Below are 20,647 nucleotides of genomic sequence, written 5' to 3'. Positions count from 1 at the left end.
CTTCAATCCCTATTAGGGTCGGTGGGAGAATGGAGGACGTAGAGGCTCAGGTTGAAAGGCTCTTCCTTGATGCACAGAATCTCTTGTTGAAGCTACGATTAAGGGAACTTCGGAAGGGCAAGGTTACCCTTGAGGAGCTCATCCAACTCGCAGAAAATGAGACAGAGTACACGGAAGACGTAGAGGACATAACCCAGATGATACGGGGGATGAGGGAGAGGAAGTATGACTACTGACTTCGTCCTTGACACCAGTGTATTTGTGAAGGGCTTTGTTCCACCAAAGCGGAAGAAAAAGGACGAAGTTTACTACTCTAGGCTCGGGCTTCACAGAAAAGCGAAGTCTATCCTCGACGAGGTGGCCATGGGTAGGATACTGCTACACGAGCCGGTTGTCATGCTTGTGGAGACGGCTTCCGTCGTCTCACGCCTTTCCAGTAGCCCCGCCCTTTCCAGGCTTGCAATCAGTTTTATCACTGAACATTCCCTGCTGTACTCGGATGTTTACCTCCTCGAAACCGCCATTGATCTCGGAATCACCACGAAAGCGAGCGGCTTCGACGTTCTCTTCCTTGCGTGTGCAAAAAGAGCCAGCGCGAGGCTCATAACCGACGACAAAAAGATGTACGAAAAAGCGGTAAAAGCTGGGATAGAGGCTGAACTGCTCAGGGAGACGACTTCATTTCCATGAGCCTCCTGTAGAGCTCCTCAACCTTCGCGGAGACCTCCCCCGGCGAGAAGCCCGCCTTTACGGCGAGCCACGTTGCTCCTCCCGCCCCGACACCCTCCTTGACGTAGCCGCGCTCGTAGTCCCTGAGGCCTTTGAACTCGCTCTTCGAGAAGTCGAGGTCAGCGGCGTAGGTGATTATCCCGATTTCCTTCGCTGTTTCAAGGAAGGTCGCGCTCTTATCGGTCACGACCCAGCGGGTGGTTGCTATCATTAACCTGGTCAAGTCCTCGCCGAGGGCCTTTAGAAGGGCCGAGACCGCCAGCATCTGAGTCCCCCCGGCCAATACAACGTTCTTCCTGAAGCCCATCGCGAGGCCGACCACAGTGGCCATCATCGGGTCGCCGAACTGCCTAAGGGCCTCAAGCGGGTTGTCCCCCAGCCCTCCTTTCTCGATTCCAGCTCTCTCGAAGGCCTCGCTTATTACCTTCTCCTTGAGGCTCTGCGGGTTATCCGGCGATGCTGAACTCGTTTTGGCTTCGTGACCGAGCGCCCAGAGAACGGCCTGGGCGGTCGTAGTTCCTCCGGGGGTGGACTCGCCGATTACCAGTTCCTCAACCGGCGTTCTGTTCAGCTCCTCGCCAAGAAGCTTTGCCCGCTTTATTATCTCCCCGAACTCAGGGAGGGCGGGCTCCTTCCTGAAGTCCCTCCCGATGGAGTCGCTGATGTGCACGTGGGGGACGAGTGGAGCGAGATAAGTCCCACCCCTGATGACGAGGAGGGGAAAGCCCGCGAGCTCTCTGGCGGCTTTTGTTATTATGGCCGGCGTCGGGTGTCCCTCCGGGGTCACGGGTATGGCGTCGATTATCAGCGGCTTTTCGTGGAAGAGGTATTCGGCGTCCGCTGGGGGTGTCAGCTTCGTCAGTTCGGGCGTCGCCCCGGCGACACTTATTCCGGGGACGGTGCTTATCTCGGTGTTCCCCAATACCAGCAGGAAGAGGCTCTTCATCCTGACCACCGCTGGACTTTTTATCCAATACTTTATATGCCCTTCGGCCAACTCTTAACGGTGGGAGAATGGGAGAGGCGTTGATGATACTCGGAACTTCATCCGGAGCGGGCAAGTCCCTCCTGGCAACGGCCCTCTGCAGGATTTTCACGAACCTCGGCTACGACGTGGTTCCATTCAAGAGCCAGAACATGAGCCTCAACTCCGCGCCGAGCATAGAGGGGGGCGAGATGAGCAGGGCCCAGTATCTGCAGGCGATAGCCTGCCGGAAGAAGCCGAGCGTGAGGTTCAACCCGATCCTGCTCAAGCCGGAGGGGAATATGAGGAGCCAGGTCGTCTTTATGGGAAAACCGATTGGGAGCGTCTCCGCCAGGGACTACATGCTCTCAAGAAAGGAAGAGCTCTTCCACAAGGCCATGGAAGTCCTCGACCACCTAAAACGAGAACATGACATTGTTATCATCGAGGGCGCCGGCAGTCCGGTGGAGATAAACCTCAGGGATTACGACATAGCGAACACCCGTGTCATGCTCCACGCAAAGGCCAGGGGAATCCTCGTCACCGACATAGACAGGGGCGGGAGCTTCGCGAGCATAGTGGGCACAATGGAGCTTCTAAAACCCGAGGAGAGGGAAGCGATAATCGGCTTCGTCTTCAACAAGTTCCGTGGGGATGGATCGCTCCTCAGGCCGGGCTTTGAATACCTGAAAGAACGCTACGGTAAGCCCGCCCTTGGGGTTATCCCCCACATCGAGCACCGCCTCCCGGAGGAGGATTCCTTGACCGAGTTCCCGAAGGTGAAGGGCGAGCTTCACATCCAGATTGTCAAGCTCCCCCACATCAGCAACTTCACCGACTTTGAACCCCTGCACTGGGCGAACGGCGTCGATTACGTGACAGAACCCGGGGAAATCGGGGGCGACCTCGTCATAATCCCGGGAAGCAAGAACACGGTTGAGGACTTGCTCTGGATGCGTGAGAGCGGGATTGAAGAAGCCATACTGGAGGCCCATCGCGAAGGTTCGTTCATTGTGGGAGTCTGCGGGGGCTTCCAGATGCTCGGGAGGGAGATAATAGACACCGTTGAATCAAAGCGCGGGAGGGTCAAAGGAATCGGTTTGCTTCCGGCCAAAACGGTCTTTGAGAAAACCAAGAGGACGAATCATCTCGGCGCGAGGGTACTCTGGGAACCCGCTAAGGGAATGGCTGTTGAGGGCTACGAGATAAGGATGGGGCGATCGGTATCGGAAAAGCCGTTCTCGGTAATAACCTCTGTAAACGGTGCGAAAGTTTTCGAGCCGGAGGGAGCTGTTGGTGAAAGGGCATTCGGCACCTACGTGCACGGCATCTTCCACAACTTTGCCTTCACCGAGAGGTTCCTCAACTTCCTCAGGCTGGAGAAGGGGCTCGAACCGATTTCGATCGAGGGCTGGAGCATCGAGGAAGAGATAGAGAGGTTCGCAAGGATCGTTGAGAGGAGCATTGATGTGGGGAGAATTTTAGGGGAGCTTGGGGCCTAGAGGTAGTCCTCTGGGGCCTCAAGCACCTTCGGCGGGTGTTTTCTCCTCCACCACAGCTTTAACCGGATGTATGCGTAAGCGCCGAGAAGGAGGAGAACCGCGATAACTATGAATACCACCGCGAAGAGCAGGAATCCGAAGAAGAGAAGGCCGCCCATTACAAGAATGCCTATGAAGAGCAGAACCCCGGACACCCTCTCCAGCCTCATCGCTCACCCACCAGCTCCGCTATCCTCCTCGCAAGCTTTAACTCTTCCGGAGTGTTCACGTTGAGAGCCAGCAGGGGGTTGCTCAGCTCGAAAAAACGCTCACCTTCAGTTCCGACGGCGTTCAGGCCGACTATCGCGTAGCCCATGTAAACGACTGGATGCGGGTCCTTCGGAACGAGCTTCAGCGGAAGGACTCCAGTCAGGCTCGTCCTCCCGTTGAAGACTTTCTCGATGGCCCTCACATCGCATGCCTTTAAAAATGGCAGATCCGAGGAAACGCTGATGAAAGAGCCAAACTCCCTTAAAAGCCACCCAACGTCTTCTGCATAACCCTTTCCGGGAGTTTCAATGAACGGAATCCCTTCGCGGAGGCAGAGTTCCATCGTCTTCGGTGTGTTCTTGGAGACGGCAACGAGCACCTCTCCAACTTTTACGGTCTCCTCGTAAACGCGCAGGAGCATCGGTTTATTTCCGACCTTCAGGACGGGCTTCTCAAGACCCATGCGCGTGGATTTTCCGCCGGCCATGATGACTATCACAGGTACCACCACACAAACGCCAGCACCAGGAGCGTTCCGGCCCGCGTTGCCTCTGCTATTGCGCCTATGCAGTCGCCGTTTATCCCGCCGAAGTCCTTCAGCGAGATGTGGATGACGTAAGCCCCCGCAAGAAGTCCGAGGATGGAGGAGAGAGCACGCGGTTCGAGGAAAACCGCGGGGGACATCAGGAGAGAGTAGAGGGTCACTCCAACGGCAAGCTGTCTCCCGTCCATCCCCTCCATGAAGTACGCCCCGAGACCCTGTCCGAGGGGTCTCTTCGTTATTAAAGCGAGGAGCATGGCGAACTTGGAGTTCAGTTCTGCCAAAAAGAGCGCGTAGAACGGAACGAGTGTGAGCGAGTAAACCTGGAGGAACAGAACCATCACAACCGCGAAGATTCCGGCTATGCCCGTGTTGAGGTCTTTCATTGCCTTCACTTTTTTCTCCCTGTCGCCTTTGGCCATTACCCCGTCCGCCCAGTCGGCCAGGCCGTCGAGGTGAAGGAGACCTATCGTGAAGTATAGCGCCAGAAGGGCTAAAACATTGGCCAGTGGAGGATTCAGATAGAGTATGACAACCGGAAGGGTCGAACTCACCAAAGCAACAAGAGGAAAGGCCCAAAGCTCCCCTCTAACCTTTTCGAAGTCACCTCCAATCGGAACCCTTGTAAGAAATGGCAGAACGTGCCTCACAGGCTCACCTCTGCTCTCTTTTCCTCGAACTCCTCCCTGAGGATGGATAGTGTTTCATCGTCCACGAAGACCAAAACCACACCGCAGTCGAGACAGAGATAGGGCGTTGCCTCGATGAAAGGCTTCAAAATCCCTGTCGTTTTGCTTTTCCACGGCGGTTTCCAGAAGAACCTTGCGTGACCGTAGTTTTTAATTGCGGACTTTACCATCGTGCCCCCGCAGAGGGGACACTTCCGGGTTTCTACTTTAGTCATCAAAATCCCCCTCAAAAAGTCTTGTCATACAGCCCGCTATAAACCCTCCGATTGCATCGTCGAGGAACGGCGGGAGTTCCGCCAGAATTCCCGGCTTCCTCGTGTCGTAGTAGAAGAAGTTGAAGAGCGCCATCTTGCCGCCGATGTACTCTGCTATGTCTATTCCTATCAGCTCGTCGGCCACGAGGTTCACCGGGTCACCTTTGACCTCAAAGTTCTCCTCAAGCAGAAGAGCAGCCACCAGAAGGGCCTGGACGTTGATATCGTTGAGGTAGCGGAGCATCAGATCTCTGAGCTTTTCTCTGACGGCCTCTTTTTCTTCCCCTATGTAGAGTTCTAGGGCGGTGTCGAGCATCTTATCGAGTGTAATCCTCCTAAATTCGAGCTTCCGAAGGAGTTCTCGGGCGTTCATATCTCTACCCGCCTTCAAGGAGATTCAAAACTTTTCTGGGAGTGTATACTTTGATACGTCCTCTGAGAGATTCTGCAAGCCTTTTATCCCCCGTGAGGAGAGGGAGGTTAAGTGCCAGTGCAAGGGCCACGTAGGGAACGTCCTTTGGGTCCGGACAGATTTTCCTAGCCTCCTCCAGCCCCTGAAGAACTATATTCTCGGGGATCACTATGGTCTGGGCCTTTATTAAGGACATGAGGTAGACGACTTCACCTTCGCTCAACTTTGTGAGTCTTGATGTCCTCTCTCGTTTTGAGTCCAGTTCCTCCCAGAGGTATGCTGGGACTAGAAATCTGAACTTCTCAAGGACGTGGTTCACCGTAAAAATTCTGTAAGCAACCCCCCTGCCGTAGAGCGCCGAGAAAATGACGTTAAAGTCGAGCACAAGCTCCATTCACACCGCCCCGTATCTCCGGGCTATCCTCTCCCCTATCTCTTCTTCCAGTTTCTTGAGGCCTTCCTCATCGGGTTGAGATTTTTTTAGGATTTCTTCGAACTTTTTTGCTTCTTCAATCCTTCTCTGTATCTCTTGGGAAACTTCGAGGATTACCTTCTCCCTTATGGCCTCGGACATGCCCTCCCACTCAGGAGGCACCTTGAGCCGTATGACAATTTCGGAAGCTCCCATTTTCATCCCCCCAGATAGTTTGGCATCATTGTTATTATGCCTTTCTCAGCCCAAACCTCAGCCACCAGTACCTTTCGCTCTCTTCAACCGATACAACATCAAGCCCAAAGCTCCCCTCAAAGAGCGGTGAGGCCAGAACAACCGTGTGGAACTCGCCGAACTCACCAACCGGATCAACGTGGGGGTAGGTCTCCAAAAAGTCCCCCAGGTCGTCCTTCGAGCGGAAGGTGTAGGCCAGGGCTTTCTGCGGGAGCTTTTCCCGGTCAACCGCCATTATCGCCCACTGAAAGCCCTCTTTAAGCATCTCCCCGGCCAGCTCAAGGGTGTTTCTCCCCCAGAGGGGCTCAAGGGCGTTGATTCCGGCTTTTTCTGCAAGCCCATCGACCCATTTCTTGTGGTCTTCGAGAAGAACGTCCCCGGCTATCAGGTAATCGACGCCGAGAGAGCCCATGAACTCCGCCAAAGCTCCGCCTCCCTTACCCATATCGAAGGTGAGCAGTTCTTTCCCCATAGCTTCGGCGAGCGTTTCAATGCCTCGAAGTTCTCCCAGTGCGGAGAGAGCCCTATCGTAGTTTTGAGAGCCAGGAGGTAGGGAACCTCTATTCCCATCCCCTCCGCCAGGTAGAGCGCATAGAGACCATCCTTGCCACCTGAGAAAAACGCGATACCCTTTTCTCCCAACCGAACCACCAAAGCTATAAACCCCCTGGACTTTTTATCCATTATGCTCCTGAGGTTCGAGAGGCTGGAGAGGATCGGGGAGGTCTACGTCAACCCGGGTAACCTGAGGATCCGTCCCCTTCTCCTGAGGGACTGGAGGGACTTTTTAAGCTTGGACGAGAGGACGTACGGGGTCTACGCGAGGACGGTATACAACCCCAGCGAGCGCTTCCTCGTTGTGGACGCGGAGGATGAAAGAACCGCCCGGAAGCTGGAGAGCCTCTACTGCGAGCTTCTCAGGGAGCCTCTGAGGTTCTGCCGCGGGGAGTACCACCGCTACCAGCTCCAGGTCGGAGAGTTCAAAGGCCTTCCCTTCGCCAACGGCTGGACGGGTTCCGGAGTTGTCCTCGTCGGGGAGGCGCCGGGGAGGAAGGGCTGCGGGAAGACGGGGATATGCTTCTACCGCGACGCCTCCGGCATGCTCCTCAGAAAGACGCTATTCTCGCTCGGCATCAACCCGGACTTCGTCTACATAACGAACGTCGTGAAGTGCAACCCGCCGGAGAACAGGCTGAGGGGCTTTGGAGAGGGCGAGCTTGAGCTCCTCGGGAGGGAGCTGGAGGTGGTGAAGCCAGAGGCAATCTTTGCCGTAGGCAGGACGGCCGAGAAGGCCCTGAGACGACTCGGCTTTGAGTTTACCTACCTGCGACACCCGGCCTGGTACGTGAGGAGGGGCGTAAGAGAGCCGAGTGAAGAGATGCTTGAGGAGTACTCGGCGATAAAGGAGGCCTTTGGGGAATGGAGGTTCTAGGGGTCTTAGTGCTCTCTCTCCTGTGGGACGTGCTCCTGGGGGAACCGCCGGCGTTAGTCCACCCCGTCGTGTGGTTCGGGAAGCTGGCCGGGTTCATCGACTCCCGTTACAGGAGACGCTCCCCCCTCCCGGGTTTCATTGCCGGAACGCTGGCGGCCATCGCAGTCCTGGCCGCCGCCCTGATGCTCTCGCTCCTCCCGCTGTACCTCCCCTTTCCGCTGAACTACGCTTTAGCGGTTTACCTCCTCAAAAGCTCCTTCGCTATCAGGAGCCTCCACGAACACGTGGCAAGAACGGTAATTGAAGACATCGAGGAGAAGAGAAAAGCGGTTTCAATGATAGTGAGCAGGGACACCGGGAACCTCGGCGAAGCCCACCTGAACTCGGCAGCGATAGAGAGCCTCGCCGAGAACCTCAACGACTCTGTCATAGCTCCGCTCTTCTACTTCCTCCTCTTCGGCCTTCCCGGTGCTCTGCTCTACCGCGCCGTCAACACGCTCGATGCGATGCTCGGCTACCGGAACGAACGCTACGAGTTCTTCGGCAAGTTTTCCGCCAGATTAGACGACCTCCTCAACCTCATCCCGGCGCGCCTGACGGTTCTGCTCTACCTCCCGCTTGGGGGAAGGGGGGTTCTCCGCCACTACCGTCTGGCCAGGTTCAAGATAAACTCCGACAAGCCGATAGCGGCGATGTCAGCGGTCCTCGGCGTCTGGCTTGAAAAGCCCGGCGTTTACCGTTTTCCGGGGAGAACTCCAGGGAGCGATGATATCGGGCGAGCCCTGAGGGTTTACCGGCTCGTCGTTGCCGAGTGGGTGATCATCGTCTCCATGCTGCTCGCAACGGGGGTGTGTCCATGCTTGAACCGGTAAAGTTCTCGACCCATCACGGTGGAGCGAGGGAGGAAGGACTGCTTGACTTCTCGGCATCGCTCAACCCCTACCCACCGCAGTGGCTCGACGAGATGTTCGAGAGGGCAAAGGAAATCAGCGGCCGCTACCCCTACTACGAGGAACTCGAGGAGGGCCTCTCAGAGTTGGTGGGCGAACCCCTGACGGTAACGGCCGGCATTACGGAGGCGCTCTACCTGATCGGAATCCTCGCCCTTATGGGGCGAAAGGTGATAGTGCCAGCTCACACCTACGGTGAGTATGAGAGAGCCGCGCGCATTTTCGGGGCCGGCGTCGTCAAAGGCGCAAACGAGCCGGAGAAGCTGGCCGAACTGGTAGAGAGGGGTTCGGTGGTCTTCTTCTGCAACCCCAACAACCCGGACGGGAGGTTTTACCGAATAAGGGAGCTCAAGCCCCTCCTCGATGCCGTTGAGGACAGAAAGGCCCTCCTCGTCCTCGACGAGGCGTTCATAGACTTCGTTAAGAACCCGGAAAGCCCGGATGGAGAGAGCATCGTAAAGCTCAGAACCTTCACGAAGAGCTATGGTCTGCCTGGGATAAGGGTGGGCTACGTCCTAGGCTTTCCAGAGGCGTTTAGGAGTGTTAGAATGGCGTGGAGCATAGGTTCAGTGGGCTTGGCCTTCCTGGAGTTCGTAATCAAGGACGGCTTCGAACACCTGAGGAAAACGATGCCCCTCATCTGGCGCGAGAAGAAAAGGCTGGAAAAGGCTCTCGGCGTGAAAAGCGAGGCCAACTTCTTCATAAAGCACGTTGGAGATGCCAAAAAGGCCGTTGAGCGGCTGAAGGAAAGGGGGGTTCTGGTTAGGGACTGCACGAGCTTCGGCCTTCCCGAATACGTCCGCTTTTCGGTCAGAAGGCCCGAGGAGAACGGGAGGCTGATTGAGGCCTTCCGAGGGATGGAAGAAGGGTTTTAAACCTGAAGCTCACTTCATTTTTGGTGGTACCATGCACGAGCTCTACACAGCCCTTGCCGAGTACTACGACGCGATTTACAGGAGAAGGGCCGAGAGGATTGGGGAGGAGATCGACTTTGTGGAGGAGATTTTCAGGGAGGACGCCGGGAGGCCCATAAAGAGGGTTCTCGACCTCGCCTGCGGGACGGGAACCCCAACGCTCGAACTGGCGAGGCGGGGCTACGATGTCGTTGGTTTGGATCTCCATGGGGAGATGCTCGCAGTCGCGAGGAGGAAGGCGGAAAGGGAAGGGCTTAGCGTTGAGTTCGTTCAGGGGGACGCGCTTGAGATCGCCTTTGAGGAGGAGTTCGACGCCGTGACGATGTTCTTTTCGTCCATTACCTATTTCGATGATTCTTCAATTCAAGAATTGTTTAATTCGGTGAAGCGAGCCCTAAGGCAGGGAGGGGTCTTCATAGCAGACTTCCCGGCGTGGCACTACGGCGGAAGCTCTCCAATAGTCTGGGACGAGCAGAGAGGCGATGAACGGCTGATCATAACCGACTGGCGCGAAATCGAGCCGGCCTTCCAGAAGCTCCGCTTCAAGAGGCTGGTGCAGATTGTTAAGCCCGACGGGAGCGTTAAGGCGTTTTTCGTGGACGACGAGCTCAACATCTACACCCCGAGGGAGATGCGGCTCCTGGCCGGGAAGTACTTCAAAAGGGTCAGGGTTTACGGAGACCTGCGGAGGGAGCTGAGGCCGAAGGAAAGCAGGTACTGGCTGGTCGCGGTTAAATGACCCCGTGGAGATTCAAGCCGACTCACCTGTTTTTGCCGCTGTTATAACTAAGTTTTAGAATCTCACAAAAAAGTTATAAAACCTCGGGCGGAGCTCCCACCGGTGGTGCTATGGAGGGGTACGACATCAAACCCACCGGGAAAGGGGAACGAAGGTTCACCCTCATGACCCTCCTGGCCATCTGGTTCGGGGCCGGGATAAGTATAGCGGAGTTCTGGGCAGGGGCACTCCTGACGCCTGCACTGAGCCTCGGAGCGGCCTTGGCCGTTATCGTGCTCGGGCACCTCCTGGGGAACGCGGTCATGGGGCTCATAGCGGTTGAAGGAGAGGAGACGGGGCTCCCAACGATGGTGCTCTCAAGGGCCCCTCTGGGGATAAAGGGTTCAATACTGCCCTCGGTTCTCAACTACCTCCAGCTCATAGGCTGGACGGCAATAATGCTCATAGTCGGAGCAAACGCCATGAACGCGGTGTCCCGGGAACTGGGCTTTGAGGGCTATGCCCTCTGGGTGGTTCTCCTCGGGTTCCTGGTGACCCTCTGGACGTACATCGGGCCGAAAAACTGGGAGAAGCTGGAAAAGGCGGCCGCCCTGCTCCTGCTGGCCCTCAGTGTATGGCTCACGTACGTTACGCTGAGGAGGTTCCCCCTCGGGGAGCTCCTCTCAAGGCCCGGGACGGGAGAGATAGGCCTGATGCTCGGGCTTGACCTGGTTATAGCGATGCCGCTCTCCTGGGCCCCGTTGATAGCGGACTACTCGAGGTTCGCAAGGGGAAGAAAAGCCGCGTTCTGGGGAACGTACATCGGCTACTTCATCTCTTCGGGCCTCTTCTACTTCGTCGGCGCCCTGACGAACATTGCAATAGGGGAAGGCGACCCGATTTCCATCATAGCAGCCTACGGCCTGGGAGTGCCAGCAATGGTGATAGTAGTCTTTTCAACGGTCACGACGACCTTCCTGGACGTTTACTCTGCCGCGATAACATACAAGAACGTATCTCCAAAGGCCGACGCCAAAAAGCAGGTGATCCTGGTGGGCGTCCTTGGAACCCTGCTGGCACTCTTCTTCCCGATGGAACGGTACGAGGGCTTCCTGCTCCTGATCGGCGGTGCCTTCGTCTCACTGGCGGCAATAATGATAACCGACTACTTCCTCGTCAGAGGCTCCTACAGGGCGGAGGAGCTGCTCGATGAGAGCGGGCCCTTCGCGGGCTACAACCTCAGGGCGATGCTCATCTGGGCAGTTGGCTTCGCTTTTTACATGAGCCTTGCACTTGAGGGGCTCTTTGGGGTTCACGTCCCGGTGCTCAGCACCATCGGTTACAGGCTGGGTTCGAGCATCCCGACCTTCGTGCTCGTCAGCGTCCTCTACTACCTCCTGGAGGGGTGATGCCGGTGGAGTGGATTGCACAGGCCCTGAGAAAGGTGAGGGAAAAGAGGCCGCTGGTTCACAACATCACGAACTACGTAGTCATGAACTCGACAGCCAACGCCCTCCTTGCCCTCGGTGCATCGCCTGTAATGGCCCATGCGGGGGAAGAACTGGAGGAGATGATCTCGCTGGCGGATAGCCTCGTCATAAACATCGGTACCCTGGACGGCGAGAGGCTCGAGTCCATGCTGGAGGCAGTTAGAATTGCGAGGAGGCTTGGGAAGCCGGTCGTTCTCGACCCGGTTGGGGCGGGCTCAACGGGGTTCAGGACGGAGGCATCGCTGAAGCTCATCGACACCGGGAAGATAAGCCTTGTCCGGGGCAACTTTGGAGAGATTTCAGCCCTTGTGGGAGAAGAGGGGCTGACCAGAGGGGTTGATTCGACGGCCTACAGCCCGGAGAAGGCCCTTGAGGTGTCCATGGAAGCGGCGGGGGAGCTTGGTACTGTGGTGGCCGTCACGGGGCCCGTGGACTACGTGAGTGACGGGAAGGTGGCCTATGCCGTTTCCAACGGGACGCCCCTCTTCGGCAGGATAACCGGTGCCGGCTGCATTGCGACGGCCATTATAGGGGCATTTCTCAGCGTGGAAGAACCCCTCGGGGCGGGAGTTGCGGGGTTGACCGTTCTGGGCGTTGCCGGAGAGCTTGCCGCTGAAGAGAGCCCCCTGCCCGGGAGCTTCCACGTGAAGCTCTACGACTGGCTGTATAGGATTGATGGGGCCCTTCTGAGGGATAGGGCTAGGGCCAAACTGCTCGAACGGGGGGTGGTTCCGTGAAAATCGAAACCGTCAATCAGAGAATAGCCCATTCGGCGGTCTTTATAGCCCTCGGCGTTGTCCTGGGCACCGTTTCCTTCCCCGTCGGGCCCACGAAGGTGGCACCCTTCCAGCACTTCATAAACGTCCTGACGGGGATACTCCTCGGTCCATGGTGGGCCTCCTTCGTGGCCTTCGCCGTAGGCCTGCTGAGGATGTCCCTTGGCGTTGGGACGATATTCTCCCTTCCAGGAGGCATCCCCGGAGCATTCCTCGTCGGGCTGGCTTACAGGATTTTAAGGAGGGACGCGGCGGCCTTCGTGGAGCCCATCGGGACTGTGTTCATAGGCGGAACCCTGAGCGCGCTCCTCGTTGCCCCCGCGATTGGGGTTGAGAAGCCGGCTCTCTGGTTCTGGGCTGCCTTTGCTCCGAGCACCCTGGTCGGGACGACCCTTGGATTTATCGTTTTGAAGGCACTCCGGAGAATGGGGGTGTTGGAATGATAAGGAAGGCCCTCACCATAGCCGGTAGCGACAGCGGTGGTGGGGCGGGAATAGAGGCCGACCTGAAGACATTCTCTGCCTTTGGCGTCCACGGCCTGGTGGCGATAACCAGCGTCACGGCCCAGAACACCCGGGAAGTCAGGGCTATCCACGACGTCTTCCCGGAGGTCGTTGCGAAGCAGATAGAGGCTGTCGCAGAGGACATAGGGGTCGATGCTGCAAAGACCGGCATGCTGAGCAATGCGGACATAATAAAGGCCGTGGCAAGGACTGTGGAGAGGTACGACTTCCCCCTGGTGGTCGATCCGGTGATGATAGCCAAGAGCGGTGCGGCACTGCTCAGGGAGGAGGCGGTAGAGGCACTGGTGGAGAAGATAATCCCGATGGCCAGGCTCGTTACCCCCAACAGACCGGAGGCCGAAAAGCTCACCGGGATTGCAATCAACACCGTGGAGGACGCAAAGAGGGCGGCGAGGTTCATAGTGGAGGAGCTCGGTGCCGAGGCGGCGATAGTCAAGGGGGGACACCTCGGAACGAGTGAGGCCGTCGATGTTCTGTACCACCGCGGAAGCTTCAGGGAGTACAGAAAGCCCTTCGTTGACGGCTGCACCCACGGAACGGGCTGTTCTTTCTCCGCTGCCATTACCGCGAACCTCGCCAGGGGAAAAGGGCTTGAGGAGGCCGTGAGGATAGCCAAGGAGTTCATAACGCTGGGAATCTCCTACGGGGTCAGAATAGGGCACGGTCACTGTCCGGTCAACCAGAACGCCTGGATAGAGATTCCGGCCGAGAGGTGGAGGGTTTACGAGGCCCTCAGAAGCGCGGTGGAGGAACTGGTGAATATTGAAGGGCTTAGGCAGTATGTCCCGGAGGTGGGCATGAACTTTGTCTACGCCCTTCCTGGGATCTACGCCAGGGGAAGAGAGGACGTTGCCGGGGTGAAGGGGAGAATAGTGAAGTTCGGGAGCTCCATAAAGCCCGTCGGGCCGGTTGAGTTCGGGGCCAGCGACCACATGGCGCGGGCGGTTTTGGCAATGATGAAGTTCTATCCGGAGTTCAGGAGTGCCCTGAACCTGAGATACAAGGAGGAACTTATCGAGAGGGCAGAGGGAACCGGCCTGGAAGTCTCTTTCTATGACAGGAGGGAAGAGCCCGAGGAGGTTAAGAGCCGCGAGGGGGCCACAATCCCATGGGGCGTTGAAACTGCCGTCAGGAGGCTGGGGAAAAGGCCTGACATGGTCTACCACCTCGGAGACTGGGGCAAGGAACCCATGGTGCTCCTTTTTGGAGAAAGCCCGGGGGACGTTATGAGAAAGCTGAGGCTCCTCCTCAGCTGACCCTCCAAAACTTTTTTAAACCCCTGTCCACTTCTATACCCTGGTGGTGCCTATCGTCCACCGTAACGCCGATTTCAACCTTTGAATCCCATGCGTTCCGCGCTTCTTGGTTAGCCCCTACTCTGGCACCACTGTTAAAGTTTTTAAGCCGCCCTTCTGAGGGTAACCCATCTTCAAAAAGCCGAAAAGGTGATGTCCATGCTTCCTAAGACCTACGACCCGAACGAGATTGAACCGAAGTGGCAGAAGTTCTGGCTGGACGAAAAAATCTACAAGTACGAGCTCGACGAAAAGAGGCCGAGCTACGCCATAGATACGCCACCCCCGTTCACGAGCGGAACGCTCCACCTCGGCCACGTGCTCAGCCACACCTGGATCGATATCATCGCGCGCTATAAGAGAATGACCGGCTACAACGTGCTCTTCCCGCAGGGCTTCGACAACCACGGCCTTCCGACCGAGCTCAAGGTGGAGAAAGAGTTCGGCATAAGCAAGGACGAGCCGGAGAAGTTCCTGCAGAAGTGCGTCGAGTGGACCTGGCAGGCCATCGAGGCGATGCGCAACCAGTTCATAAGGATAGGCTACTCCGCAGACTGGGACCTCGAGTACCACACGATGGACGACTGGTACAAAGCCGCCGTGCAGAAGTCCCTCCTCGAGTTCTACGAGAAGGGCATGCTCTACCGCGACAAGCACCCGGTCTACTGGTGCCCGCGCTGCAGGACGAGCCTTGCAAAAGCCGAGGTCGGCTACGTCGAGGAGGACGGTTACATCTACTACATCAGGCTCCCGCTGGCGGACGGCTCGGGCTACGTGCCGATAGCCACCACGAGGCCCGAGCTGATGCCGGCCTGTGTTGCCGTCTTCGTCCACCCCGAGGACGAGCGCTATAAAGATGTGGTGGGCAAGAAGGTTAAGCTCCCGATATTTGAGAGAGAGGTTCCGGTTCTGGCCGACGAGGACGTCGACCCTGAATTCGGAACCGGTGCGGTCTACAACTGTACCTACGGTGACGAGCAGGACGTTGTCTGGCAGAAGCGCTACAACCTTCCGGTCATCATTGCCATCAACGAGGACGGCACCATGAACGAGAACGCCGGCCCTTACGCCGGCCTTAAGGCGGAGGAGGTGCGCGAGAAGATCGCGGAAGACCTCGAAAGGATGGGCCTGCTCTACGATAAGAAGAAGGTCCACCACCGCGTGCTGAGACACACCGAGAGGAGCTCGTGTATGGCCCCCATCGAGCTGCTCCCCAAGACCCAGTGGTTCATCAAGGTGAAGGACTTCACCGACGAGATAGTGAAGGTCGCGAGGGAGATAAACTGGTATCCTGAGGACATGTTCCTCCGCCTGAAGGACTGGGCGGACTCGATGGACTGGGACTGGGTCATCAGCAGACAGCGCGTGTTTGGAACGACGCTCCCGTTCTGGGTCTGCAGGAACGGTCACGTGGTTCCTGCCAGGGAGGAAGACCTGCCCGTTGACCCGCGCTTCGACGAGCCGCCCGTGGAGAAGTGCCCGGTCTGCGGTGCCGAACTTGAGCCCGTAACGGACGTCCTCGACTGCTGGATAGACTCCAGTATAACCCCGCTCATCATAACCCGGTGGCACGAGGCCATCAAGGGCGACGAAGAGGCCAAGCGCTGGTTCAGGCACAACTTCCCGACCGCCCTGAGGCCGCAGGGAACCGACATCATAAGGACGTGGGCCTTCTACACGATATTCAGAACCTACGTCCTCACCGGCGAGAAGCCCTGGAGCGATGTCCTCATCAACGGAATGGTGGCCGGCCCGGACGGCAGAAAGATGAGCAAGAGCTACGGCAACGTCGTTGCACCGGACGAGGTGATCCCGAAGTACGGCGCCGACGCTTTAAGGCTCTGGACTGCACTGGCGCCGCCGGGGGAGGACCACCCGTTCAAGTGGGAAACCGTTGACTACAACTACCGCTTCCTCCAGAAGGTCTGGAACATCTACCGCTTCGCCGAGAGACATTTAGCGGACTTCGATCCGAGCAATGCTCCGGAGGAACTTGAGCCGCTCGACCGCTGGATACTCAGCAGGCTCCACAGGCTCATAAAGTTCGCCACCGAGGAGATGGAGAAGTACCGCTTCAACCTGCTCACCAGGGAGCTGATGACCTTCGTGTGGCACGAGGTGGCGGATGATTACATTGAGATGATCAAATACCGCCTCTACGGCGACGACGAGGAGAGCAAGCTGAAGGCGAAAGCAGCGCTTTACGAGCTGCTCTACAACATCATGCTCCTCCTCGCGCCGCTCGCCCCGCACATCACCGAGGAGCTCTACTACCACATGTTCAAGGAGCACGTCGGTGCCAAGAGCGTCCACCTCCTCGAGTGGCCGAAGTACGACGAGGCCAGGATCGATGAGGAAGCCGAAAAGCTCGGCGGGCTCGCCAGAGAGATAGTCGGCGTCATGAGGCGCTACAAGAACAGCCACGGGCTTTCCCTCAACGCCAGGCTCAAGCACGTCGCCATCTACGCCACCGATTCATACGAGGCCCTCAAGGCCATCGAGAGGGACATAGCCGGAACCATGAACATCGAGAGGCTGGAGATAATCAGGGGCGAACCCGAGCTTGAAGAGAGAATCATTGAGATCAAACCGAACTTCAGGACCGTCGGGCCGCGTTACGGTAAGCTCGTGCCGAAGATCACCGCATACCTCAAGGAGAACGCGGAGGAAGTTGCAAAGGCCCTCAAGGAGAGCGGAAGGGTCGAGTTCGAGGCCGATGGCCAGAAGGTCGAGCTCACCAAGGACGACATCGTCCTGAGAAAGGCAGTCTTCAGCGAGGGCGAGGAGGTTGAGACGGCGGTCGTTGGGGACGCCGTTGTGGTGTTCTTCTGAGCATTTTCTTTCTTTATAGATCTCTCCAACTCGCTATTTTAGATATATCTCAACGACTAAATTTTGAGTGTCTTCCTTGGAAATCTTTATCCCAGAAATTCTTGTGATATTGCTACATATTTCTGCTTCAATGCGGTTTTTGATATCTCTCGCCATGGAATATAAGATAATTTCATCGTCTTCACAATAAAGCGCATAATTCTTTAGCGGGATTCTAAGATCTGGTTCTTCATGGCCTGTTTCTGCCCGATCAAGATCGAACTTTCTTGTCAAAAGGGCTTCTAGCTTTTTTATACAGCCTTCTATGTTTTTCTTCTTTTGAGATCTCACTGTGTAACTCCTATGTTCCCGAAGAGTAGGTCTCTCCGAAATGCTTTCATCTGGATTTCTCTTAGTTTGTACCATGTATATGTCACATTTTGGACTGTACGTTTGCCGTAGGAACTTATCTTTAATTTTTTTCAGCCAAAGAAGCCATTCCCAGTTTTCTATCCAACTGTCCAGAGTCATGATAGGCAATCGCTGGTCGAGGACATAGTATTTGCCATTTATCATTACTGCAGCAGCAATATGGTTTGGAAGAGCAAGGAAATGAACCTCTGAGTACTCATTAAAGAGCAATGCTGCTGTAAGCTTTGCATAGTCCCTACATACTGCCAGCCGATAATCTAGAATTTCGGTGAGGGACAAATTTGGCTTAAGGGTGTGCCAGATACGTTTAGCTAATTTTTTAAGTTTCTCCCTACGGGTTATTTGTCGTTCTCGAGCTATATGGTTGTAATTAATATATACCAAAAACAACACAAAAGATGGAAGCAATATTAGTGCCCACAATAAAATTGCACCAACTGCGAATATTGTCACGTTTGTAATTAAAGCTAAAACATGCGGAATTTTATATGAGATCAATTTTAATGTAATAATGGCCAAAAACTCAAAGAATAATGCTACACTCGGAATAAGTAAAGCCCACAAAATTATTTTAAATGCACTAGAGATCCAATATCTCTCTTTCCAGTATTGTATATTCCGTTCCTGCCATTCCAATAAATTTGTAAGCGTTTCTGCTTTTGAATCTCCCTTTAATCGGCGATAAATTTCGGCCACATACCTAATATCTTGGTCTGTTGGCAAAGAACTCTCCACTTTGGCACTCTTGAACATCCTCCTTATCATGTTCATGATAGATAGTATATGCATAGGCATTTTTAATTTTCTCATTGGGATTAGGAGTTTTAACAATTGTAACACAGCATCGCGGCCTTCTTCAGGAGTATGACCCTGTAGGCCTTCCCGTTGATTATCCTCGCGTTGGATATCTTGTTGAGGTGGTGTATCCTCCTTCTTTCGAGGGCTATTAGGTCCAGCTCGCGGAGAACCTTGACAAAGTCCTCCCAGCGTATCTTGAGCCAGCTTGAATAATAATCGAAAAGCTCCTTCTCCACGACGCGGTATGTTCTCCCGTTCACCTTGTAGCGGATCGCATGCTTGGGAAGCTCCTTTCTGAGGCGCCAGCGGGCGTGGAGTGGCTCCTGCATCTCGTAAACCGCCTCATCCATGCTTTTCTGCTCCACCATCATCTTGAGGATTATGCCAAGGATACGGTTTATCCTGTCCGGGACGCCGACGACGTCGCCCCTCAGCACGATTTTCCTCCTCCGGACCTTTATTCCGGCGCTCTCAAGCTCCTCGCCGATCTTGGGCGTGGTCTTCTTCTTGTTCCCACCGGTATCGACTATCCCTCCGATTATGAAGGCCCTAACGCCGAAGTCCTTCTCGCTCAGAACCTCATCCGCCCAGGGATCGAGGAGGACGACCTCGTCGATGCCCTTCTCCGCCAAAAATTCTGCCGTCGATCCGGCATAGACCGTTATCCTTTCGATGGGGCCGTGGAACATTGACCTGAACTCATCGTTCGCCCACGTTACGGTCAGCTCCCTTCCGGTGAAGTAGTCCCTCAAAAGGCCGTAGCTCTGGCTCACCTGCAGGCAGACCTTGCCCTTCTCCTTCTGCGTATGTTTGTTCCAGTGGTACAGGTCGATTATGAAGTAGGGCCAGTCGGGAAGCCTTGAGCGGAGCTCCTCGGGTGTTAGAACCGGCTCGAACTTCTCCATCATGCAGAGCGGGGCGTAGGCGTAGTGGGAGCCTTCAACGCGGTTGCCGTTCAGGTCCCATGCAACGGCCGTTTTCTCAGAAACCCTGAAGACCGCACCCTTTCCGTGGACTATCTCGATCGCTATGTCCTGGAGCTTGTTCTTTGACTTCCTGAAGCGCTTTGAGAGGGTGCCTATGCTCTCTATTCCCTTCCCCATTAAAGCCTCCCTGAAGACGTCGGCGAGCGTTTTCATGGGCATCGGTTGAGGAGTTTGATGGGGAGTTAAAAAGGTTGCTGCCAACATCCACCTTCAGGAGAACACGGAGGGCACAGAGTCTCCGCTGAGAGTGGCGCCCTTTTTGGAAAAAAGCCTTTTCTATAAGGGTGAAATCCCTTTTGCAAAGGCGAACTGGAGAATTCTGGTGCCCCGGCCGGGATTTGAACCCGGGGCGCGGGCTCGAAAGGCCCGCATGTTTGACCGGGCTACACCACCGGGGCTCGATATTAGGGAAGGGGGAGCGTTTAAAAATCTTTCGGGAGAAGCTTTTTGAATTTGCCCCAATTACTATCTCCGATGCTCGCCGTAAAAGTCCCCAAGCGCGAAGCGGAGAAGGTCAGGAGAAAGCTCCTCGAACTCGGAGTTCTGGCTAAAGGGTATGCCGTAAAACGGGAGGGGGATTTTGTCATCTTCCCCGTCACGGGGCCGGTTGAGGGCTTCGAGCTCGTTGAAGCAGACTTCGAAAGGCTGGAAAAGACGCCCCACAGCTATCGCGAGGTCGTTGAGGTTCCGGGGGAACTCAGGCCGCTCCTCCCGAGCTCCTTCGACATAATCGGCGAGGTCGCGATAATCGAACTCCCCGAGGAGCTGATGGATTACGGAAAGGCCATCGGCGAGGCCATTCTCAAGGTTCACCGCCACATAAAGGCCGTCTTCGCCAAAGGGGGCAGGGTTGAGGGGGAATACCGCGTGAGGGAGCTTATCCACCTGGCGGGAGAGAAAAGGACTGAAACCCTCCACCGCGAGAACGGGATAAGGTTGAAGCTCGACGTCGCTAAAGTTTACTTCTCCCCCCGTTTGGCCACCGAGAGGATGAGGATTTTCGAGAAAACCAGCCCGGGCGAGGTCGTCTTCGACATGTTCGCCGGCGTTGGGCCGTACGCAATACTCCTGGCGAAGAAGGCAAAACTCGTCTTTGCCGCAGATATAAATCCCTGGGCAATAAAGTACCTCGAGGAAAACAGGCGTCTCAACGGGGCCTTCAACGTCGTCCCCATCCTTGGCGATGTCAGAAAGGTCGCTGGCCGAGTCAAGGCCGACCGCGCCATAATGAACCTCCCCAAGTTCGCTCACAGGTTTTTGAGGGAAGCAATGCTGAGCGTCAAGCCCGGCGGAGTAGTCCACTACTACGGCTTCGGCCCCGAGGAAGACCTCTACTCTGAGCACGAGGCGAGGATAAAGGGGGTGGCGCGGGAGCTGGGGCTAAAAGTGGAGTTTCTGGACGAGAGGAAGGTGCGCCCCTACGCGCCGAGGCAGTTCAACATCGCGATAGACTTCAGGGTGGAGTGATTCCGGGAATGTTTTCTGCATAGAACAATCTTTTTAAATAGAATGTT

23 protein-coding genes, 1 tRNA gene and 1 pseudogene are annotated in these 20,647 nt (G+C 56.0%); 13 read left to right on the top strand and 12 right to left on the bottom strand.

All coding sequences use genetic code 11. The features are described from left to right. The first annotated feature begins 29 nt into the window (after positions 1–29). Positions 30–236: a hypothetical protein gene (locus ACZ5M3_RS01220; protein WP_464839906.1), complete on the top strand. Its 207-nt coding sequence runs from the start codon at positions 30–32 to the stop codon at positions 234–236. Beyond that, on the top strand, positions 226–690 hold the full coding sequence (locus ACZ5M3_RS01215; protein WP_464839905.1) for a type II toxin-antitoxin system VapC family toxin: 465 nt from the start codon (positions 226–228) through the stop codon (positions 688–690). Before ACZ5M3_RS01220 ends, ACZ5M3_RS01215 begins: the two co-directional genes overlap by 11 nt. Here the strand turns inward: ACZ5M3_RS01215 and cobT are convergent. Beyond that, complete coding sequence (cobT, locus tag ACZ5M3_RS01210; protein WP_464841008.1) at positions 665–1,675, bottom strand: nicotinate mononucleotide-dependent phosphoribosyltransferase CobT; 1,011 nt, start codon at positions 1,673–1,675, stop codon at positions 665–667. The genes ACZ5M3_RS01215 and cobT overlap by 26 nt on opposite strands. 68 nt (positions 1,676–1,743) lie before the next feature. Here cobT and ACZ5M3_RS01205 point away from each other — a divergent pair, with 68 nt between their 5' ends. Further along, on the top strand, positions 1,744–3,195 hold the full coding sequence (locus ACZ5M3_RS01205; protein WP_464839904.1) for a cobyric acid synthase: 1,452 nt from the start codon (positions 1,744–1,746) through the stop codon (positions 3,193–3,195). On the opposite strand, the gene ACZ5M3_RS01200 is transcribed toward ACZ5M3_RS01205, so the two are convergent. From ACZ5M3_RS01200 to ACZ5M3_RS01165, 8 genes and pseudogenes are all read right to left on the bottom strand, one after another. Further along, entirely contained in the window at positions 3,192–3,404 is a 213-nt protein-coding gene (locus ACZ5M3_RS01200) for a hypothetical protein (RefSeq protein WP_464839903.1), read from the bottom strand. The genes ACZ5M3_RS01205 and ACZ5M3_RS01200 overlap by 4 nt on opposite strands. Then, on the bottom strand, positions 3,401–3,943 hold the full coding sequence (locus ACZ5M3_RS01195; RefSeq protein WP_464839901.1) for an NTP transferase domain-containing protein: 543 nt from the start codon (positions 3,941–3,943) through the stop codon (positions 3,401–3,403). The genes ACZ5M3_RS01200 and ACZ5M3_RS01195 overlap by 4 nt, the downstream gene beginning before the upstream one ends. Beyond that, complete coding sequence (cobS, locus tag ACZ5M3_RS01190; protein WP_464839900.1) at positions 3,940–4,635, bottom strand: adenosylcobinamide-GDP ribazoletransferase; 696 nt, start codon at positions 4,633–4,635, stop codon at positions 3,940–3,942. Before cobS ends, ACZ5M3_RS01195 begins: the two co-directional genes overlap by 4 nt. Then, the gene (locus ACZ5M3_RS01185) at positions 4,632–4,889 is read right to left on the bottom strand and encodes a hypothetical protein (RefSeq protein ID WP_464839899.1); all 258 of its coding nucleotides are present in this window, start codon (positions 4,887–4,889) and stop codon (positions 4,632–4,634) included. The genes cobS and ACZ5M3_RS01185 overlap by 4 nt, the downstream gene beginning before the upstream one ends. Beyond that, positions 4,882–5,301: an alpha-ribazole phosphatase CobZ gene (gene cobZ / locus ACZ5M3_RS01180; protein WP_464839898.1), complete on the bottom strand. Its 420-nt coding sequence runs from the start codon at positions 5,299–5,301 to the stop codon at positions 4,882–4,884. Before cobZ ends, ACZ5M3_RS01185 begins: the two co-directional genes overlap by 8 nt. A 4-nt stretch (positions 5,302–5,305) precedes the next feature. Beyond that, entirely contained in the window at positions 5,306–5,734 is a 429-nt protein-coding gene (locus tag ACZ5M3_RS01175; protein ID WP_464839897.1) for a PIN domain-containing protein, read from the bottom strand. Beyond that, positions 5,735–5,968 carry a hypothetical protein gene (locus tag ACZ5M3_RS01170; RefSeq protein ID WP_464839896.1) on the bottom strand — a complete coding sequence of 78 codons (234 nt, stop codon included), beginning with the start codon at positions 5,966–5,968 and terminating at the stop codon, positions 5,735–5,737. A gap of 34 nt (positions 5,969–6,002) precedes the next feature. Next, a pseudogene (locus ACZ5M3_RS01165) lies at positions 6,003–6,691 on the bottom strand (PAB0415 family putative ATP pyrophosphatase). 1 nt (position 6,692) lies between these two features. On the opposite strand from ACZ5M3_RS01165, the gene ACZ5M3_RS01160 reads away from it, so the two are divergent. The 9 genes from ACZ5M3_RS01160 to ACZ5M3_RS01120 all read left to right on the top strand — a co-directional run bounded on the left by ACZ5M3_RS01160 (position 6,693) and on the right by ACZ5M3_RS01120 (position 16,938). Further along, positions 6,693–7,439 carry a uracil-DNA glycosylase family protein gene (locus ACZ5M3_RS01160; RefSeq protein ID WP_464839895.1) on the top strand — a complete coding sequence of 249 codons (747 nt, stop codon included), beginning with the start codon at positions 6,693–6,695 and terminating at the stop codon, positions 7,437–7,439. Then, positions 7,427–8,311: an adenosylcobinamide-phosphate synthase CbiB gene (cbiB, locus tag ACZ5M3_RS01155; RefSeq protein WP_464839894.1), complete on the top strand. Its 885-nt coding sequence runs from the start codon at positions 7,427–7,429 to the stop codon at positions 8,309–8,311. Before ACZ5M3_RS01160 ends, cbiB begins: the two co-directional genes overlap by 13 nt. Beyond that, positions 8,296–9,264 (top strand): aminotransferase class I/II-fold pyridoxal phosphate-dependent enzyme, encoded by a 969-nt coding sequence (locus ACZ5M3_RS01150; RefSeq protein WP_464839893.1) that lies wholly within the window; start codon positions 8,296–8,298, stop codon positions 9,262–9,264. Before cbiB ends, ACZ5M3_RS01150 begins: the two co-directional genes overlap by 16 nt. A 31-nt stretch (positions 9,265–9,295) precedes the next feature. Further along, on the top strand, positions 9,296–10,042 hold the full coding sequence (locus tag ACZ5M3_RS01145) for a class I SAM-dependent methyltransferase (protein ID WP_464839892.1): 747 nt from the start codon (positions 9,296–9,298) through the stop codon (positions 10,040–10,042). Between the two features lie 110 nt (positions 10,043–10,152). Next, positions 10,153–11,430: a putative hydroxymethylpyrimidine transporter CytX gene (cytX, locus tag ACZ5M3_RS01140; RefSeq protein ID WP_464839890.1), complete on the top strand. Its 1,278-nt coding sequence runs from the start codon at positions 10,153–10,155 to the stop codon at positions 11,428–11,430. Further along, entirely contained in the window at positions 11,430–12,248 is an 819-nt protein-coding gene (thiM, locus tag ACZ5M3_RS01135; RefSeq protein ID WP_464839889.1) for a hydroxyethylthiazole kinase, read from the top strand. The genes cytX and thiM overlap by 1 nt, the downstream gene beginning before the upstream one ends. Further along, a complete protein-coding gene (thiW, locus tag ACZ5M3_RS01130) occupies positions 12,245–12,730 on the top strand; it encodes an energy coupling factor transporter S component ThiW (protein WP_464839888.1) in 486 nt (161 codons plus the stop codon). Before thiM ends, thiW begins: the two co-directional genes overlap by 4 nt. After that, the gene (locus ACZ5M3_RS01125) at positions 12,727–14,067 is read left to right on the top strand and encodes a bifunctional hydroxymethylpyrimidine kinase/phosphomethylpyrimidine kinase (protein WP_464839887.1); all 1,341 of its coding nucleotides are present in this window, start codon (positions 12,727–12,729) and stop codon (positions 14,065–14,067) included. Before thiW ends, ACZ5M3_RS01125 begins: the two co-directional genes overlap by 4 nt. Positions 14,068–14,265: 198 nt before the next feature. Further along, complete coding sequence (locus ACZ5M3_RS01120; RefSeq protein WP_464841007.1) at positions 14,266–16,938, top strand: valine--tRNA ligase; 2,673 nt, start codon at positions 14,266–14,268, stop codon at positions 16,936–16,938. A gap of 33 nt (positions 16,939–16,971) precedes the next feature. Here the strand turns inward: ACZ5M3_RS01120 and ACZ5M3_RS01115 are convergent, their stop codons facing one another. The 3 genes from ACZ5M3_RS01115 to ACZ5M3_RS01105 all read right to left on the bottom strand — a co-directional run bounded on the left by ACZ5M3_RS01115 (position 16,972) and on the right by ACZ5M3_RS01105 (position 19,531). After that, the gene (locus ACZ5M3_RS01115) at positions 16,972–18,120 is read right to left on the bottom strand and encodes a transglutaminase-like domain-containing protein (protein ID WP_464839886.1); all 1,149 of its coding nucleotides are present in this window, start codon (positions 18,118–18,120) and stop codon (positions 16,972–16,974) included. A 53-nt stretch (positions 18,121–18,173) separates the two neighbouring features. Continuing rightward, positions 18,174–19,286, bottom strand: coding sequence for a tRNA (guanine(9)-/adenine(9)-N1)-methyltransferase (gene trm10 / locus ACZ5M3_RS01110; RefSeq protein WP_464841006.1), 1,113 nt, complete (start codon positions 19,284–19,286; stop codon positions 18,174–18,176). A gap of 167 nt (positions 19,287–19,453) precedes the next feature. Next, a tRNA-Glu gene (locus ACZ5M3_RS01105) sits at positions 19,454–19,531 on the bottom strand. Positions 19,532–19,607: 76 nt separating this feature from the next. On the opposite strand from ACZ5M3_RS01105, the gene trm5b reads away from it, so the two are divergent. Then, complete coding sequence (gene trm5b, locus ACZ5M3_RS01100) at positions 19,608–20,600, top strand: tRNA (guanine(37)-N1)-methyltransferase Trm5b (protein ID WP_464839885.1); 993 nt, start codon at positions 19,608–19,610, stop codon at positions 20,598–20,600. Positions 20,601–20,647 lie beyond the last annotated feature (47 nt).

This window comes from Thermococcus coalescens, from assembly GCF_055392585.1.
The sequence above is the reverse complement of the archived record's forward strand: the minus strand, read 5'-3'. Positions and strand labels throughout refer to the sequence as shown.

Coding starts and splice junctions, on each gene's coding strand:
- cytX (WP_464839890.1), top strand. CDS start 10,153: ATGGAGGGGTACGACATCAAACCCACCGGGAAAGGGGAACGAAGGTTC.
- cobT (WP_464841008.1), bottom strand. CDS start 1,675: ATGAAGAGCCTCTTCCTGCTGGTATTGGGGAACACCGAGATAAGCACC.
- ACZ5M3_RS01185 (WP_464839899.1), bottom strand. CDS start 4,889: ATGACTAAAGTAGAAACCCGGAAGTGTCCCCTCTGCGGGGGCACGATG.
- ACZ5M3_RS01115 (WP_464839886.1), bottom strand. CDS start 18,120: ATGAACATGATAAGGAGGATGTTCAAGAGTGCCAAAGTGGAGAGTTCT.
- ACZ5M3_RS01145 (WP_464839892.1), top strand. CDS start 9,296: ATGCACGAGCTCTACACAGCCCTTGCCGAGTACTACGACGCGATTTAC.
- ACZ5M3_RS01205 (WP_464839904.1), top strand. CDS start 1,744: ATGGGAGAGGCGTTGATGATACTCGGAACTTCATCCGGAGCGGGCAAG.
- trm5b (WP_464839885.1), top strand. CDS start 19,608: ATGCTCGCCGTAAAAGTCCCCAAGCGCGAAGCGGAGAAGGTCAGGAGA.
- ACZ5M3_RS01220 (WP_464839906.1), top strand. CDS start 30: ATGGAGGACGTAGAGGCTCAGGTTGAAAGGCTCTTCCTTGATGCACAG.
- thiM (WP_464839889.1), top strand. CDS start 11,430: ATGCCGGTGGAGTGGATTGCACAGGCCCTGAGAAAGGTGAGGGAAAAG.
- trm10 (WP_464841006.1), bottom strand. CDS start 19,286: ATGAAAACGCTCGCCGACGTCTTCAGGGAGGCTTTAATGGGGAAGGGA.
- ACZ5M3_RS01175 (WP_464839897.1), bottom strand. CDS start 5,734: ATGGAGCTTGTGCTCGACTTTAACGTCATTTTCTCGGCGCTCTACGGC.
- cobZ (WP_464839898.1), bottom strand. CDS start 5,301: ATGAACGCCCGAGAACTCCTTCGGAAGCTCGAATTTAGGAGGATTACA.
- ACZ5M3_RS01170 (WP_464839896.1), bottom strand. CDS start 5,968: ATGGGAGCTTCCGAAATTGTCATACGGCTCAAGGTGCCTCCTGAGTGG.
- ACZ5M3_RS01200 (WP_464839903.1), bottom strand. CDS start 3,404: ATGAGGCTGGAGAGGGTGTCCGGGGTTCTGCTCTTCATAGGCATTCTT.
- cbiB (WP_464839894.1), top strand. CDS start 7,427: ATGGAGGTTCTAGGGGTCTTAGTGCTCTCTCTCCTGTGGGACGTGCTC.
- ACZ5M3_RS01125 (WP_464839887.1), top strand. CDS start 12,727: ATGATAAGGAAGGCCCTCACCATAGCCGGTAGCGACAGCGGTGGTGGG.
- ACZ5M3_RS01150 (WP_464839893.1), top strand. CDS start 8,296: ATGCTTGAACCGGTAAAGTTCTCGACCCATCACGGTGGAGCGAGGGAG.
- ACZ5M3_RS01215 (WP_464839905.1), top strand. CDS start 226: ATGACTACTGACTTCGTCCTTGACACCAGTGTATTTGTGAAGGGCTTT.
- ACZ5M3_RS01120 (WP_464841007.1), top strand. CDS start 14,266: ATGCTTCCTAAGACCTACGACCCGAACGAGATTGAACCGAAGTGGCAG.
- ACZ5M3_RS01160 (WP_464839895.1), top strand. CDS start 6,693: ATGCTCCTGAGGTTCGAGAGGCTGGAGAGGATCGGGGAGGTCTACGTC.